Origin of the sequence: Mesorhizobium sp. M1328 (genome assembly GCF_040318075.1) — a bacterium.
Classification (GTDB): Bacteria; Pseudomonadota; Alphaproteobacteria; order Rhizobiales; family Rhizobiaceae; genus Mesorhizobium.
The window spans coordinates 55150-70570 of record NZ_JAMYLO010000003.1 but is presented as its reverse complement, the minus strand read 5'-3'; the positions used below and the strand labels follow the sequence as shown (position 1 = coordinate 70570).

16 protein-coding genes are annotated in these 15421 nt (G+C 62.8%); 7 read left to right on the top strand and 9 right to left on the bottom strand.

Annotation, left to right across the window (positions count from 1 at the left end; all coding sequences use genetic code 11):
• The first annotated feature begins 162 nt into the window (after positions 1-162).
• The 7 genes from lptF (at position 163) to NKH23_RS08755 (ending at position 8204) form a co-directional block, all read left to right on the top strand.
• Positions 163-1365, top strand: a complete 1203-nt coding sequence (gene lptF / locus NKH23_RS08785) for an LPS export ABC transporter permease LptF (RefSeq protein ID WP_292664502.1) — start codon at positions 163-165, stop codon at positions 1363-1365.
• On the top strand, positions 1362-2447 hold the full coding sequence (lptG, locus tag NKH23_RS08780; protein ID WP_352911633.1) for an LPS export ABC transporter permease LptG: 1086 nt from the start codon (positions 1362-1364) through the stop codon (positions 2445-2447). The genes lptF and lptG overlap by 4 nt, the downstream gene beginning before the upstream one ends.
• Positions 2447-4864 carry an LPS-assembly protein LptD gene (locus NKH23_RS08775; RefSeq protein ID WP_353034568.1) on the top strand — a complete coding sequence of 806 codons (2418 nt, stop codon included), beginning with the start codon at positions 2447-2449 and terminating at the stop codon, positions 4862-4864. The genes lptG and NKH23_RS08775 overlap by 1 nt, the downstream gene beginning before the upstream one ends.
• A gap of 117 nt (positions 4865-4981) precedes the next feature.
• Positions 4982-5908: a peptidylprolyl isomerase gene (locus NKH23_RS08770; protein ID WP_352911469.1), complete on the top strand. Its 927-nt coding sequence runs from the start codon at positions 4982-4984 to the stop codon at positions 5906-5908.
• Between the two features lie 12 nt (positions 5909-5920).
• Positions 5921-6940, top strand: coding sequence for a 4-hydroxythreonine-4-phosphate dehydrogenase PdxA (gene pdxA, locus NKH23_RS08765; RefSeq protein WP_352911472.1), 1020 nt, complete (start codon positions 5921-5923; stop codon positions 6938-6940).
• 55 nt (positions 6941-6995) lie between these two features.
• The gene (rsmA, locus tag NKH23_RS08760) at positions 6996-7835 is read left to right on the top strand and encodes a 16S rRNA (adenine(1518)-N(6)/adenine(1519)-N(6))-dimethyltransferase RsmA (protein WP_352911474.1); all 840 of its coding nucleotides are present in this window, start codon (positions 6996-6998) and stop codon (positions 7833-7835) included.
• A gap of 75 nt (positions 7836-7910) precedes the next feature.
• Positions 7911-8204 (top strand): DUF1330 domain-containing protein, encoded by a 294-nt coding sequence (locus NKH23_RS08755; protein ID WP_352467161.1) that lies wholly within the window; start codon positions 7911-7913, stop codon positions 8202-8204.
• Here the strand turns inward: NKH23_RS08755 and gmk are convergent, their stop codons facing one another.
• The 9 genes from gmk to fabD all read right to left on the bottom strand — a co-directional run bounded on the left by gmk (position 8205) and on the right by fabD (position 15251).
• Positions 8205-8861, bottom strand: coding sequence for a guanylate kinase (gene gmk / locus NKH23_RS08750; RefSeq protein ID WP_023677701.1), 657 nt, complete (start codon positions 8859-8861; stop codon positions 8205-8207).
• 33 nt (positions 8862-8894) lie between these two features.
• The gene (locus tag NKH23_RS08745) at positions 8895-9785 is read right to left on the bottom strand and encodes a YicC/YloC family endoribonuclease (RefSeq protein ID WP_352911478.1); all 891 of its coding nucleotides are present in this window, start codon (positions 9783-9785) and stop codon (positions 8895-8897) included.
• A 136-nt stretch (positions 9786-9921) separates the two neighbouring features.
• A complete protein-coding gene (gene mltG, locus NKH23_RS08740) occupies positions 9922-11142 on the bottom strand; it encodes an endolytic transglycosylase MltG (protein ID WP_352911481.1) in 1221 nt (406 codons plus the stop codon).
• 93 nt (positions 11143-11235) lie between these two features.
• Positions 11236-12498 (bottom strand): beta-ketoacyl-ACP synthase II, encoded by a 1263-nt coding sequence (gene fabF, locus NKH23_RS08735; RefSeq protein WP_352911483.1) that lies wholly within the window; start codon positions 12496-12498, stop codon positions 11236-11238.
• 34 nt (positions 12499-12532) lie between these two features.
• Positions 12533-12769, bottom strand: coding sequence for an acyl carrier protein (locus NKH23_RS08730; protein WP_006203723.1), 237 nt, complete (start codon positions 12767-12769; stop codon positions 12533-12535).
• A gap of 187 nt (positions 12770-12956) precedes the next feature.
• Entirely contained in the window at positions 12957-13694 is a 738-nt protein-coding gene (gene fabG / locus NKH23_RS08725) for a 3-oxoacyl-[acyl-carrier-protein] reductase (RefSeq protein ID WP_292663869.1), read from the bottom strand.
• A 54-nt stretch (positions 13695-13748) separates the two neighbouring features.
• Positions 13749-14015 carry a type II toxin-antitoxin system RelE family toxin gene (locus NKH23_RS08720; protein ID WP_352911486.1) on the bottom strand — a complete coding sequence of 89 codons (267 nt, stop codon included), beginning with the start codon at positions 14013-14015 and terminating at the stop codon, positions 13749-13751.
• Complete coding sequence (gene relB / locus NKH23_RS08715) at positions 13999-14220, bottom strand: type II toxin-antitoxin system RelB family antitoxin (protein WP_352467166.1); 222 nt, start codon at positions 14218-14220, stop codon at positions 13999-14001. The genes NKH23_RS08720 and relB overlap by 17 nt, the downstream gene beginning before the upstream one ends.
• Positions 14221-14285: 65 nt before the next feature.
• On the bottom strand, positions 14286-15251 hold the full coding sequence (gene fabD / locus NKH23_RS08710) for an ACP S-malonyltransferase (RefSeq protein ID WP_352911489.1): 966 nt from the start codon (positions 15249-15251) through the stop codon (positions 14286-14288).
• Between the last annotated feature and the right edge of the window lie 170 nt (positions 15252-15421).

Sequence of the window (15421 nt, the reverse complement as noted above, 5' to 3'; positions counted from 1 at the left end):
CCCTTTCTTATCCATTGCCGCCGACACTCCGGCCCAGCGGAATTTGCGATACGGGACAGAACCCAGATCGAACCGCCAAACTGAGCCAGTTGTGCAGCCGGCGCCGGACGACTACCTTGTTCCAAGGCATGATGCCGTTCGAAATCGCCGAGAAAAGCCTTCATGAAGGTCGTTGAACGTTACATCATGCGCCGTGCTTTCGCGGTATTCGCGCTGGCGCTCGTCTGGACGCTGGCGATCGTCTGGACGACTCAGGTGCTCGCCCGCATCGACCTCGTCACCGATAGCGGTCAGTCGGCCCTCACCTTCTTCGAAGTCGCAGCGTTGATCATCCCGACGATTGTTCCGATCGTCGTGCCGTTCGCCCTGGTGGTCGCGGTCGCTCAGATACTCAGTGTGATGAATTCGGATTCGGAGCTCGCCGTCATCAATGCCGCCGGCGCTTCACGCTGGACCATCGTCAGGCCGATCATGCTTCTGGCGCTCGCAGCCAGCGTTTTTTCGTTCGCCGTCGACAATGGCGTCGACCCTTACGCACGCCAGAAGAACCGCGAGTTGATTGCGTCGTCGCGTGCCGATCTGTTGTCGTTGATCATCCAGGAAGGCACCTTCCGCAAGATCGATGACGGCCTGTTCCTGCAGGTTGGCGAACGGCTTCCCGACAATCGCCTCGGCGGCATCTTCGTCGCCGATTCGCGCGAAGAAGGCGTCAATCTCGTCTATTACGCCAAGACCGGCAGCATCATCGAACGCGGCGACGAGAAGGTGCTGATGATGAATGACGGCGTCATCCATCGCAAAACCATGACCGGCGACCTCTCGGTGATCCGGTTCACCTCCTATGCCTTCGACCTGTCCGCTTTCATGTCGGCCTCATCTGACATCCTGCTTTTGCCGAAGGACCGGACGACCCAGTATCTGCTCAATCCCAGTCCGAACGACAAGCTGTACCAGCAAAAGCCGAACAGGTACCTGGCCGAGCTCAACCAGCGTTTTTCCGAGTGGTCCTATTCGCTCGTCTTCGCGCTGATCGCGCTTGCGGTCGCCGGAGATGCGCGCTCGCATCGCGAGGCGCGTGTGCACCCGCTGATCACGGCAATCGCGATTGCGCTGTTCGTGCGCTGGCTCGGGTTCTTTGCCGCCGGCAAGGCCGACAAGGTGCCGCAATATGCCTATATGGTCTACGGCGTCCCGATCGTGGCATCGGCGATCGCCATCTGGTTCATCGTGTCCAACCGGACCATGGAATTGCCGGTTGCCTGGGCCGATTGGATAACCAATCTTGCCGGCCGCTTCAGTGACGGCTGGAGCGCCATCAAGCTCCGTTTTGCCAGGCGTGGCGCATCCGGACAGGGGGCCGGCTGATGGGCTGGACTCTGGGTCGGTACTTCTTCTTTCGCTATGTGACGATCACCATCTGGTTCTTCATCGGCCTCTTGGCGCTGGTGTTCCTGATCGATTTCACCGAGCTTTCCGGCCGCACGACCGGCGTGCCGGGCTTCACCTACGCAACTGCGTTCGCCATTTCGGGGCTCAGGATGCCGATGATCATGCTGCAGACGGTGCCGTTCGTCGGCTTGTTCTCGGCGATGGCGACGTTGGTGTCGCTCAACCGCAAATATGAATTGGTCATCGCCCGTTCCGCCGGCGTCTCTGCATGGCAGTTCCTGCTGCCATGCTGCATCGGGGCGCTGCTGTTTGGAGCCTTGTCGGTCGGCGTCATCAATCCGGTAGCCGCGCACGCCTATTCCTGGTCCGAGGAGATCGAGACCCAGCTCCGTTCGGGCAAGTCGAACAGCGTCTCGGCCGATGCCGCGCCCTGGATCAGGCAGAAAACCAACGCCGGCGACACCATCATCGGCGCGCGCGCCATTCTCAACCAAGGCCTCGAGATGGCCGACGCGGTCTTCTTCAGTTTCAGCCCGCAAGGCGACATCATCGAGCGCAAGGATGCGGCGCGCGCCTTTTTGCGGGACGGCTACTGGGAATTGCAGGACGTGAAGGTGTTCCGGGACGGCACCATCCAGTCGTTATCCAGCGATCGGCTGCCGACCAATCTCAAGCCGGAATTCGTGCAAGAGCGGTTGGCGCGCCCTGAGACCATTCCCTTCTACGATCTGCCCGGCAAGATCGAGGTGGCCCGCTCCTTCGGCCTCAAGGCAAATGCCTTCGCCATGCAATTCAATTCCCTGATTGCGCTGCCTTTCCTGCTTGTCGCGATGACGCTGATTGCGGCAACGGTATCAATGCGATTTGCGAGGATGGGGCAGTCGGCAACGATGATTCTGGGTGGCATCGCGGCCGGCTTTCTGCTTTATGTCGTTTCGGTGCTGGTCAAGGCATTCGGCGTAGCGGGATTCGTACCCACTGCCGTAGCGGCTTGGGTCCCGGTTGTCGTGGCTATGTTCTTCGGGGTGACATTCCTGCTATACAAGGAAGACGGCTAGTGAGGGAGGCGGTTTTGCGCAGCCATAGGCACGCCGGTTTGGCACGCCTCTCTGCGGCGAGCGCCTTGGCATGCCTGCTTGCCAGCGTCGCCCCGGTTGCTCCGGCTTTTGCCCAGGAGATCAGTGACCTGGCAACGAAGGTTCCGAGCGGCACGCAGATGCTGCTGGCAGCCGATACGCTGGTCTACGACAACGACAAGCAGACCGTGACGGCCGTCGGCGGCGTCCAGATCGACTATGGCGGCAACCGTCTGGTCGCCCAGCGGGTCGAATACAACCGCAACACCAAACGCCTCGTCGCCAGCGGCAATGTCGAGCTCGTCAATAGCGACGGAACCAAAATCTATTCGCAGCATGCCGACATCACCGACGATTTTGCCGACGGCTTCGTCAACGCGCTGCGTGTCGAGACCATAGACAAGGCGTATTTCGCCGCCGAAAGCGCGGAGCGCATGGGCGGCGTGCTGACGACGTTCCACAATGGCGTCTACACCGCCTGCGAGCCGTGCGAGGACAAGCCCGACAAAGCGCCGACCTGGCGTATCAAGGCCAGGAAGATCATCTGGAACGGCGAGAAGAAGACGGTTCGCTTCGAGAACTCGAATTTCGAGTTCTTCGGCTTTCCGCTGGCCTATCTGCCGGCTTTCGAGATCGCCGACCCAACGGTCAAGCGCAAGAGCGGCTTCCTGATCCCCGGCGTCGCCTACAAGAGCGATCTCGGCGTCGGTGTTAAAGTTCCCTATTATTTCGCGCTCTCGCCGACCTACGATCTCACTGTCACCGGCAGCGGCTATACCAAGCAAGGTTTCCTCGGTGAGGCCGAGTGGAGGCAGCGCTTCAACAACGGTCAGTACAGCCTGAAGATTGCGGGCATCCGGCAGGAGAATCCCGACGCCTTCATCGACGACAATGGCCACAACGTGAATTCGGGTACCGAAGGCGACCCGAACAGATTCCGCGGCATGATGGGCACCCAGGGCCAGTTCGCCATCAACCCGCGCTGGGACTTCGGCTGGGACATCCTGCTGCAGAGCGACAAGAATTTCGCGCGCACCTACGACATCGATGGCTTCAACGATAGCGTGCACCGCTCCGAGGTGTACCTGACGGGGCTCAACGATCGCAATTACTTCGATGTGCGCGCCATGCACTTCGACGTTCAGGAAGACACGCTCGCCAGCGATCCGACCGCACGCGCCGCCAAGCAGCCCTGGGTGCTGCCCTCGCTCGACTACGCCTATATCCCCGACATGCCGGTGGCCGGCGGGCAGCTGTCGTTCGACGTCAACGCGCGGGTCATTGACCGCGACAGGCTCGATACGGCTCTTGCAAATTCGGGCATCCCTTCGTCCGTCAACAACGTCCGCGGCATCGACGGTCAATCCGGCCGCCTTACCGCGGAAGCCGAATGGAAGCGCACCTTCACCACCGATGGCGGGCTGCTGCTGACACCGCTCCTGGCGCTGCGCGGCGACGCCGGCTACGTCAACGCCTCCTCGGCCTCGCTCGACGCCATCAACCAGATGGCGACCAATCTCGGCGTCGAGGACGATATGCGTTCATCGCTTGCCCGCTACATGGCGACCGCCGGCCTTGAGATGCGCTGGCCGGTACTGTTCTCGATGACCAGTTCCAGCCATGTCTTCGAACCGATGGCGCAAGTATTCATGCGTCCGAACGAGCAATATGTCGGCGGGCTGGCGGTCCCCAACGAGGACGCCCAGAGCTTCGTCTTCGACGCCACGACGCTGTTCGAGCGCGACAAATTCTCGGGCTATGACCGCATGGAAGGCGGCACACGCGCCAATGTCGGGCTGCGCTATTCCGGCGCATACGACAATGGCTGGGGCACTAATGCGGTGTTCGGCCAATCCTACCAGCTCGGCGGCCAGAACTCGTTCGGCACGCCGGACCTGGTCAATGTCGGCGCCTATTCGGGTCTTGAAACTGCAACCTCCGACTATGTCGGCCTTGTCGGCTTCAACAGCCCCAGCGGGTTTTCCGGCTCGGTCAGTGGCCGTTTCGACGAGCAAAGCTTCGAAATCCGCCGCGCTGAGGTAAAGGCCGCCTTTTCAGGCCTGCCGGTATCGCTGAGCGCCAAATACGCCTTCATCCAGGCGCAGCCGCTCTATGGGTTCTCGACCGATCGCCATGAAGTTACGCTCGGCGCCTCGACACATCTTGCCGAGAATTGGCGCGTCTTTGGCACCGGCACGTACGATCTGGAGCAGAGCGTTCTGGTCAAGGACGGGGTCGGCTTTGCCTATAGTGATTCGTGCTTTACCTATTTGATGACGTTTTCGGAAAGACGTGACCTGAACACCAAGGAAGTATCGCAGAACGTCGGCTTCAACCTGTCGTTCCGCACGCTCGGCGATTTCGGCTCGTCGCAACGCTCCATCGACACCATTCAATAACGGGCAGCGGTCGGCAACGGGGCGGCTGGCGGACGACATTGTTTCGCCGCATAGAGCAGGCACGAATTTCAGCGGCTTGAACTGGGATAGGTTGGGCCGAATCGGGATGGAATTGGGATGCTTTCGATGAGGAAATACCTCTTTTCGGCAGGGTTCGCGCTGCTGGTGGCGTTCTCGATCACCGCAGTGACGCGGCCAGTTTTCGCCACCGAGATCAAATACGTCGTCAACAATATACCGATCACCACCGGCGACATCCAGCATCGGGCCGCTTTCCTGCGCCTGCAGCACAGAAAGGGCGATGCCGGCCAGGAAATGATCGACCAGACGCTGCGTCTGGCCGAAGCCCGGCGGCTCGGCATCCGCATCAGCGACGCGCAGGTCGATGCCGCTTATCAGCGTTTCGCCACCAGCAACAAGATGCCGCTCAAGCAGCTTGACGGCGCCATGGCGCAATCCGGCGTCACCAAGGAGCATTTCAAGGAGTTTATCCGGGCGCAGATGGCCTGGAACCAGGCGCTGACCGCGCGTCACCGTTCTAGCGACGGCGGCGGCGCCATGAGCGAGCAGGACCTCGTCAAGCGCATGCTCGAAAAAGGCGGCAGCAAACCGAGCGCCACAGAGTACATGCTGCAACAGGTCATCTTCGTGGTGCCGGCCGCCGAGCGAAGCGCGACGCTGGCCAAGCGCAAACGCGAAGCCGACGCCATGCGCGCCCGCTTCAACGGCTGCAACACCACGCGCGAATTCGCCAAGGGCCTGATCGATGTCACGGTTCGCGATCTCGGCCGGGTGCTGGCGCCGCAATTGCCGGCGGACTGGGCCGAGCAGATAAAGGCTACAAAGGTCGGCGGCGCCACCACGACGCGCGAAACCGACCGCGGTGTCGAATTCATCGGCATCTGCTCGTCGCGCGAAGTGTCAGACGACAAAGCCGCGCAGATGGTGTTCCAGAGTGAAGGTTCGAACGACAAGAACGCCGACGAACTCTCGAAGAAATATGTCGAGGAGTTGCGGAAGAAAGCCCGCATAATCGAGCGCTGAAGTCGAAGCGCCGTGCCTGACGTAGAGCTTCCGCTGGCGTTGAGCGTCGGCGATCCGTCCGGCGTGGGGCCGGACATCGCCATCGCTGCTTGGCAGGCCCGCGATAGCGCTGGCGTTCCGTCTTTTTATCTCCTTGCCGATCCGGCACTGATTGCCGCGCGGGCGCACAGGCTCGGCACCGATATCGCGATTGCCGAGACGACGCCGGCGCTAGCGCCGGGGGTGTTTTCGCGCGCGCTGCCGGTGGTGGCGCTTGCTGCCCGTTTCGTCGACAGTCCCGGCCGCCCGGATCCAGCCAACGCCGCCGGCATCATCGAGGCGATCGACCGCGCCGTTGCCGACTGCCTGGCTGGCCGCGCTGCCGCGGTCGTCACCTGCCCCATTGCCAAGAAGCCGCTCTACGATGTCGGCTTTCGCTTTCCCGGCCACACCGAATACCTGGCGCATCTGGCATCGCTTCACACCGGCACCGAATTGACGCCGGTGATGCTGCTTGCCGGCCCGGACCTGCGCACCGTGCCGGTCACCATCCACATCGCACTGGCCGAGGTGCCGAAGGCGCTGACGACCGACCTGATCGTCGCCACCGGGCGCATCACCGCCGCCGACCTTGCAAACCGCTTCGGAATTGCCAAGCCGCGGCTCGCCGTTGCCGGCCTCAACCCGCATGCCGGCGAAGGCGGCGCGATGGGCACCGAAGACGAGCGGATCGTGCGCCCGGCGATCGACCGGCTGAGGCAGGAAGGGATCGACGCCTTCGGGCCATTGCCGGCCGACACGCTGTTTCACGCCCGCGCCCGCGCCGGCTACGACGTGGCGCTCTGCATGTATCACGACCAGGCGCTGATCCCGGCCAAGGCGCTGGCGTTTGACGAGGCGGTCAACGTCACGCTCGGCCTGCCCTTCGTCCGCACCTCGCCCGACCACGGCACCGCCTTCGACATCGCCGGCAAGGGCATCGCCCGTGCCGACAGCCTGATTGCGGCGCTGAAACTCGCTCGCCTGCTTGCCGATACCGGGAAAAGGCCGTAGGCCCCTGAGCCCAATGAGCCCAATTCCATGGCATTAACCCGATGAGCCCAGCCCGATGAGCATAGACGGCCTGCCGCCACTGCGCGAGGTGATCGAGCGCTATGGGCTGCAGGCGAAAAAGGCACTCGGCCAGAATTTTCTGCTCGACCTTAACCTGACAAGCAAGATTGCACGGATCGCCGGCGACCTGTCCGATGTTACGGTTATCGAGGTCGGTCCCGGTCCGGGCGGGCTGACCCGGGCCCTGCTCCTCAATGGCGCCCGGCGGGTCGTCGCGATCGAGCGCGACGAGCGCTGCCTGGCGGCCTTGGCCGAGATCGCGAACCACTATCCGGGTCGGCTCGAGATCGTAGCCGGCGATGCGCTGAAAACTGATTTTGCAGCGCTTGCCAAAGGAGTGCCGGGAAGCGGCGGGTCGGCGAAAATCGTCGCCAACCTGCCTTACAATATCGGTACCGAATTGCTGGTTCGCTGGCTGACCGTGACCGAGTGGCCGCCTTTCTACACATCGATGACGCTGATGTTCCAGCGCGAGGTCGCCGAACGCATTGCAGCCAGCCCCGGCAGCGAGGCCTATGGTCGGCTCGGCGTGCTGGCCGGCTGGCGGACGGAGGCGAGGATTGCGTTCGACGTGCCGCCGCAGGCGTTCACGCCGCCACCCAAGGTGACGTCCTCGGTGGTGCATCTGGTGCCGCGCCCCAACCCCTTGCCGGCAGAGGTGAAACGGCTCAGCCGCGTCACCGAAGCGGCATTCGGCCAGCGCCGGAAAATGCTGCGGCAGAGCGTGAAAAGCCTCGGCGGCGAGGCACTGCTCACCCGCGCCGGCATCGATCCGACCAGGCGTGCGGAGACGCTCAGCGTCGAGGAATTCGTTCGCCTGACCAACGCGGTGTGATGCAGGGAAGCGTCCGCGTGGAATTTCCGCTCTCATGGCATAGATAGCCTGACAAACCTTGCCCGGAGACAAACAGTGGCCGCCTATGTCATTTCCGACGTCGCGATCCGTGACGCAGAGGCTATCGAAGCCTATCGCGCCCGCGCGGCTGCCTCCATCGCCCAGCATGGCGGGCGCTATCTGGTACGCGGCGGCGAGGTGGAAATGTTGGAAGGCGACTGGTCTCCCGGGCCGCTGATCATCGTCGAATTCCCCGACATGGACACGGCGCGGCGTTGGTATCGCTCCGCCGAATATGCCGCGGCATTGGAACTGCGCGACGCCGCACTCAGTCGCAATCTGATCCTGGTCGCGGGGACAGCGCCTTGATCAATCCGTCTTTTCGTCGAGCAGCCCCGAGACGAAATCGAACAGGCCTGGCCGGCGATCGCGTCTGAGCCGTTCGGCCGTGACGATGCCCCGCACCTCGGCGAAAGCGCGGTCGAGATCGTCGTTGACTATGACGAAATCATATTCCTTCCAGTGCTCGATCTCGTTGCGGGCGTTCTTGAGCCGCGTCTCGATCACCGCTTCCTGATCCTCGGCGCGACGCTTCAGCCGCGCCTTCAATTCCTTCATCGATGGCGGCAGGATGAATATCGAGACGATGTCGGCGCGCATCTTCTCCTTGAGCTGCTGAGCGCCTTGCCAGTCGATGTCGAACAGCATGTCGCGGCCTTCGGCCAGCGCCTGTTCAGCCGGCTCGCGCGGCGTCGCGTAGCAATTGCCGTGCACCTCCGCCCATTCGAGCAGCGCATCGGAATCGCGCAGCCGCTCGAACTCGCGCATGGTGCGGAAGTGGTAATGGACGCCCTCGATCTCGCTGCCGCGGCGTGGCCGCGTGGTGACCGAGACCGACAATTCCAGGCTGGAATCGCTCTCCAGCAGATTGCGCGCAATCGTCGACTTGCCGGCGCCTGACGGCGACGACAAGACCAGCATCAGCCCGCGGCGCCGAATGCGGGAACCCACATCCCTAGCGGTCATGGGGCTTGGCAGTCATGTGGCTTGGCATCGGGATCATTCCAGATTCTGGACCTGTTCGCGAAACTGGTCGACGACCGCCTTCAGCTCCAGCCCGATGGCGGTGACCGCAGCGGCATTCGACTTGGAACACAGCGTATTCGATTCGCGGTTGAATTCCTGTGCTAGGAAATCGAGCTTGCGGCCGATGGCGCCACCGCCGGCGAGCAGCGCCCGGCCCGACGCCACGTGCGTCTTCAGCCGGTCGATCTCCTCGCGTATGTCGGCCTTGGTGGCCAGGAACGCCGCTTCCATATGCAGCCGGCTGGCGTCCAGGTTGGCGGACGCGTCCATCAACAGGCGGATCTGCTCGGCGAGCCTTTCGCGGATCGTGGCCGGCTCGCGTGATGGATCGGCCTCGGCCCGCAGCGTCAGCGCCTCGATGGCGTCGATATGGCCGGACAGCAGGGAACTAAGTGCGGCACCTTCGCCCTGGCGCGCCTGCTGCAGCCCGTTCAGTGCTGCTTCCAGCGCCGACAGTATCGCGGTATCGAGCACACTGCGCGCCTCTTCGGTTTCGATGGTTTCGGGAATGTCGAGGACGCCGCGCAGCGCAAGCAGCCCGTCGGCCGCCGCAGGTGCTACTCCGAACTGCTCCTGCAGTCGCTTGGCCAACCCCGCCAGATCCTTCAGGAAAGCCTCGTTGACCACGGGTTGCGCTTGAGCGCCGGCGGCGCGGCCAATGGTCAGCGTCATCTGGAAATTGCCGCGCGCAAAACGCTTTTGCACCGTCTGCCGGACGGCCGGCTCCAGCCGGTCGAAACCTTGCGGCAGCCGCAGCCTGACCTCGACGCTCTTGCCGTTGACGGACTTGGCTTCCCAGGCAATCGAAGTGCCGTCGTGTTCGGCGACACTGCGCGCAAAACCGGTCATGCTCTGCAAGTTCATGTAGCCGTGCGTCCCTTTGCCGAATGCTCTCAAGCCGGAACGATTTCTCCGGACAGGATCATGTGAATTTCAATGTCATAGCTGCCCTTGCACATCCACCCGGACATGCACAGGGCGAACCTGATGGCGTCCGGCCCTACTGGGCGGCGGTGGCGCCCGCATCGTCAACGATGGCTCCCGCCGGCGTGTCGGCTCCGGTATTGGTTGCCCCGGCCTTGGCGGCGTCCTGCGCCTGCTTTTTCAGCAGTGCCCGGTAGCGAGCGACATTCTCGTTATGCTCATCGAGGGTCGAGGCAAAGACGTGGCCGCCACTGCCGTCGGCAACGAAGTAAAGATCGCTGGTCTTCGACGGATTGGCGACTGCCTCCAGCGCCGCACGACCGGGATTGGCGATCGGCGTCGGCGGCAGGCCGTTGATCAGATAGGTGTTGTAGGGCGTCGGCTTCTGGATGTCCGACTGATAGATGGGGCGGTCGATGGGTTTGCCCTTGCCGCCGAACAGGCCGTAGATGATGGTCGGGTCCGACTGCAGCCGCATACCCTTGGCCAGCCGGTTGAGGAAGACGGCGGCTACGCGCGAGCGTTCATCGCCCTTGCCGGTCTCCTTCTCGACGATCGAGGCCAGGGTGATAAAATCCTCAACGTTGGCGATCGGCAGATCCGGCGCTCGGCGCTGCCAGACTTCGTCGACCAGCTTCTTCTGGTCGGCCAGAAGCTTGTCGACCATCTGCTGGCGTGTTGCGCCGCGGGTGAAGCGCAGCGTGTCGGTGGCGAGGCTGCCCTCGGGTGGAGTGGTCGACGGCATATCGCCGGTCAGCGCGTCCTGCTCGGCGATCCGTTGCAGCGCCTGCTCGACCGTCAGTCCCTCGGGGATAGTCAGCGAATACATCACCGACTTGCCGCTCTTCAACAGTTCCATGATATCGTGCATCGACGCCTGCGGCTTGATCTCGTATTCGCCGGCCTTCAGGGCGGAATCATTGCCAAAGGCGCGCACGCCAAGGCGGAAGATGCGGGCGTCGCTGATCAGCCCTCGCCGCTCAAGCTGGTCGGCGATCTCCTGGACGCCGCTATTCGGCTTGACCAGGAACGTGTCGCCATTGGCCGACGGGCCGGGCTCGTTGAACTCCTGCTTGCCGAAATACAGCGCAACGCCTGCCGCCAGAACCATCAGCATCACCGAAGAGATGACGAAGTTCATGAACACGACGAACTGGCTGCGCGAGGCACGCGAGCGCTTCGGCGGCGGCGTGCCGGCCTCGGGCCGCAACGCCTCGCTGGCCGTCTTCGGCACGATCGGGCCGGGCGTTGCTGGCCGCTGCCCGAATTCGCCGTTATCGGCCGGATTTGTGTTCATAGCGCCCTACCATTTGATCTTGCGACGAATCCCCTCGGGCAGAGTAGGGGCGAATATGGCAAAATTGACGGCAGACGGAAACCGGCGGAGCGGTCAGCCATTGTAGCGCTGGAAGACGAGCGAGGCGTTGGTGCCACCGAAGCCGAAGGAGTTGGACAGCGCCACCTCGATCTGCCGGGCCCGCGGTTTGTGCGGCACCAGGTCAATCGCCGTTTCGCGCTCCGGATTGTCGAGATTGATGGTCGGCGGCGCGATGTTGTCGCGAATGGCGAGGACCGAAAAGATCGCCTCGGCAGCACCCGCCGCGCCCAGCAGGTGGCCAATCGACGATTTGGTCGACGACATCGATATCTTCGAGGCGGCGTTGCCGACCAGCCGCTCGACGGCGCCGAGTTCGATCGTATCGGCCATGGTCGAGGTGCCGTGCGCGTTGATGTAGTCGACATCGGCCGGCGTCAGCTTCGCCCGGTTCAGCGCCGCGGTCATGCAACGGAAAGCGCCGTCGCCGTCTTCGGCAGGCGCGGTGATGTGATAGGCGTCACCGGTCAGACCGTAGCCGGTGACCTCGGCATAGATCTTGGCGCCGCGGGCCTTGGCGTGTTCGAGCTCCTCGAGCACGACAACACCGGCGCCCTCGCCCATGACGAAGCCGTCGCGATCGCGATCGTAGGGGCGTGAGGCCGTTTGCGGCGCGTCGTTGCGCTCGGTGGAGAGCGCGCGGCAAGCGGCGAATCCGGCGATCGAAAGCCTCGTCACCGGCGCTTCGGCGCCGCCGGCGACCATAACGTCGGCATCGCCCCAGATGATCAGCCGGGCGGCATCGCCGATGGCGTGCGCACCGGTCGAGCAGGCGGTGACGACGGCATGGTTGGGGCCTTTCAACCCATGCCGGATCGAGACCTGACCGGAGACGAGGTTGATGATCTGGCCGGGGATGAAGAACGGGCTGATGCGGCGCGGACCGCGTTCCTTGAGGATCATTGCATTCTCGGCGATGCCTTCGATGCCGCCGATGCCCGAACCGATCAGCACGCCGGTGGCGCACTGTTCCTCATGCGTCTTCGGCTGCCAGCCGGAATCCTTGAGTGCCTCGTCGGCGGCCGCGATCCCGTACAGGATGAAGTCGCCGATCTTGCGCAATTCCTTCGGCTCGAGAACGGCTTCAGGATTGAAAGTGGCATTGGAGCCGTCACCGCGCGGAATGACGTGGGCGACCTTGCAGGCAAGGTCTTCCACCTCAAATTCGGTGATGCGCTTGGCTGCGCTGCGGCCGGTCAGAAGCTCCTTCCAGCTGTGCTCGAAGCCCATGCCGAACGGCGAAAGCAGCCCAAGGCCCGTGACGACGACACGCCTCATCGCAGGTCCTCCCCGGTAATGACTGCAAATAGCGTCAGGCGGAGGCCTTGTCGATGTATTTCACCGCATCGCCAACAGTCAGGATGGTCTCGGCCGCATCGTCCGGGATCTCGACACCGAATTCTTCTTCGAACGCCATGACAAGTTCGACCGTGTCGAGGCTGTCCGCGCCCAGATCATCGATGAAGCTCGCCTGCTCCGTCACCTTGTCGGCATCGACGCCAAGGTGCTCGATGACGATCTTCTTGACGCGCTCTGCGGTGTCACTCATTTGGGCATCCTCGTCTTTTGGTTGTCTGTCTTCGTTAGCGGGCAGAATGCCGCTAATCAAGCTGAAAGATGGTCCTGCCGGAAACGCAACGGAACAGGACCGGTTTTTGCCCGAACCGCCGGGTTGCGGGCGGCATTACACGAAAAATCCCGTGCATCCAAGACGGAATGAAGCGTTTTCCCAAGTGTTAGATCATTGCCATGCCGCCATTGACATGAATGGTCTGGCCGGTGACGTAGGCTGCCTCGTTGGAAGCTAGGTAAGCGACGGCAGAGGCGACTTCGGCGCCCGTGCCCATGCGCCGGGTCGGGATCGCCGCCATGATCGCCTCTTTCTGCTTGTCGTTGAGCTTGGCGGTCATCGCCGATTCGATGAAGCCCGGGGCGACGCAGTTGACGGTGATATTGCGGGTGGCGATCTCCTGCGCCAGCGATTTGGAAAAGCCGATCATACCGGCTTTGGAGGCGCAATAATTGGTCTGGCCGGGATTGCCGGTGACGCCGACCACTGAGGTGATGTTGATGATGCGGCCATGGCGGCGCCGCATCATCGGATGGGTAAGCTCGCGGGTCAGCCGGAACACGGCGGTCAAGTTGACCTCGAGCACGCTATCCCAGTCGGCGTCAGCCATGCGTACGAACAACCCGTCCTTGGTGATGCCGGCATTGTTGACGAGGATATCTACGCCTTCGAGATCGGCCTCCGCCTTCTGGCCGAGCGCCTTGACGTCGTCGCGATTGGAAAGATTGGCCGGGAAAAGCTTTACCCGGTCGCCCAGTTCGGCGGCCAGCGCCTCCAGTTTCTCGATACGTGTGCCGTGCAGGCCGACGATGGCGCCCTGGGCATGCAGCACGCGGGCGATCGCCTCGCCGATGCCTCCCGATGCGCCAGTGACGAGCGCCTTGCGGCCGGTCAATTCGAACATGTTTTATCCTCTTCCCAAATCATACTGGCCAATCATAGGGGCTGGCGAGTTCGGCTATCTTAAAACGTCGCCGCGGTGGCCTATGGTTACCACCAGAATGACGAGCCGGTTATCCTGCACATCGCAAATGATGCGATAATCTCCGACGCGATATCTCCAAAAGGTTGCGAGCGGACCCTTCAGCGGTTTGCCGAGTTCACGCGGGTTGTCGAGAACGGCAATGCGGTTTTCGATAAAATCACGGATACGGTGACGTGTCTGCGGATCCAATTCTTCGACAAATTTTCGCGCCGAGCGGGCGTATTCAAGCGTCCAGGCCACGCCAGAAGTCCTCGGCTCTCATGACGTCTTCTTCACCACGCCTGATCCGCTCAACGACTTCGGCAGCCAAGTAGTAATCTTCCAAGTCCTCCAGACCACGTTCAATGAGCTCGCGCAGATAGTAGGCCTTGCTGCGACCAGTCTTGGCGGCGAGAAAATCCAGGCGCTGCTCGACTTCAGGAGAAAGGCGGATCGATGTGGGCATGCCGCACCTCGTTGCGATACATGTATTCATCTAGCGGCAAGCACCGATGAATTCAAGCTACGTGGTCACCCCAAGGCGGCAAGTGCCGTCTCGACCTCCGCCGCCGATCCGATGCTGCTGGTGGCAATGTCGCGGTTGATGCGGCGGGCCAGCCCCGACAGCACCTTGCCGGCGCCCACTTCGTAGAGCGTCGCAACGCCATTCGCGCCGAACCACTCCACCGTTTCGCGCCAGCGCACGCGCCCGACCACCTGTTCCACGAGGCGGCGGGCAATCTCGTCGGGATCGCTCGTCGGGGTCACCGTAACATTCGAGACCAGCGGCACGACCGGCGCAATCTTCGTCACGGCGGCCAGCGCCTCCCGCATGATCTCGGCCGCCGGCTTCATCAGCGCCGAATGGAAGGGCGCCGAGACCTGCAGCATCAGCGCCCGCTTGGCGCCCTTCTCCGTGCATAGCTTCGCCGCCAGTTCGACCGCCGGCCGGGCGCCGGAGATCACCAGCTGGCCGCCGCCATTGTCATTGGCGATCTGGCAAACCAAGGCTTGTGCGGGATCTTTAGCCGCGCCTTGGGCGGCCTCTGCGCAAGCGGCCTCGACGTCGGCTTGTTCCAGCCCGATGATCGCCGCCATGGCGCCCTCGCCTGCCGGTACCGCCGCCTGCATGGCGTTGCCGCGGATGCGCAACAGCCGGGCAGCGTCCGCGACCGAAACGAAACCGGCGGCCGCAAGTGCCGAATATTCGCCGAGCGAGTGGCCGGCCACATAGGTGACCTTGCCTTTCAGGGAGAAGCCGCGCGCCTCCAGCGCCCGGATTGCGGCAAGCGACACCGCCATTAGCGCCGGCTGGGCATTGGCGGTCAGCGTCAGCATCTCTTCCGGCCCTTCCCAGATCAGCTGCGATAGTTTTTCGCCGAGCGCGTCGTCGACTTCCTCGAAGATCTGCCGCGATTCCACAAAGGTTTCGGCGAGGTCCTTGCCCATGCCGACAGCTTGGCTGCCCTGCCCCGGAAAGGTGAATGCGATGGCCATCGTCGGCTCCCAGCTGCTGGTTCTCGTTGCCTGTGACGCAAGGCGTGCGGCCAAGTCAAGTCCAACCTTCACCTCGTAATGGCGGCCGAGTGCCTGTTTCGGCAGGCCTTTTTGGCGATCACTCATGATGAAAACCGCTCACGATTTGTTTGCTGGCTCTTCTTATTTTC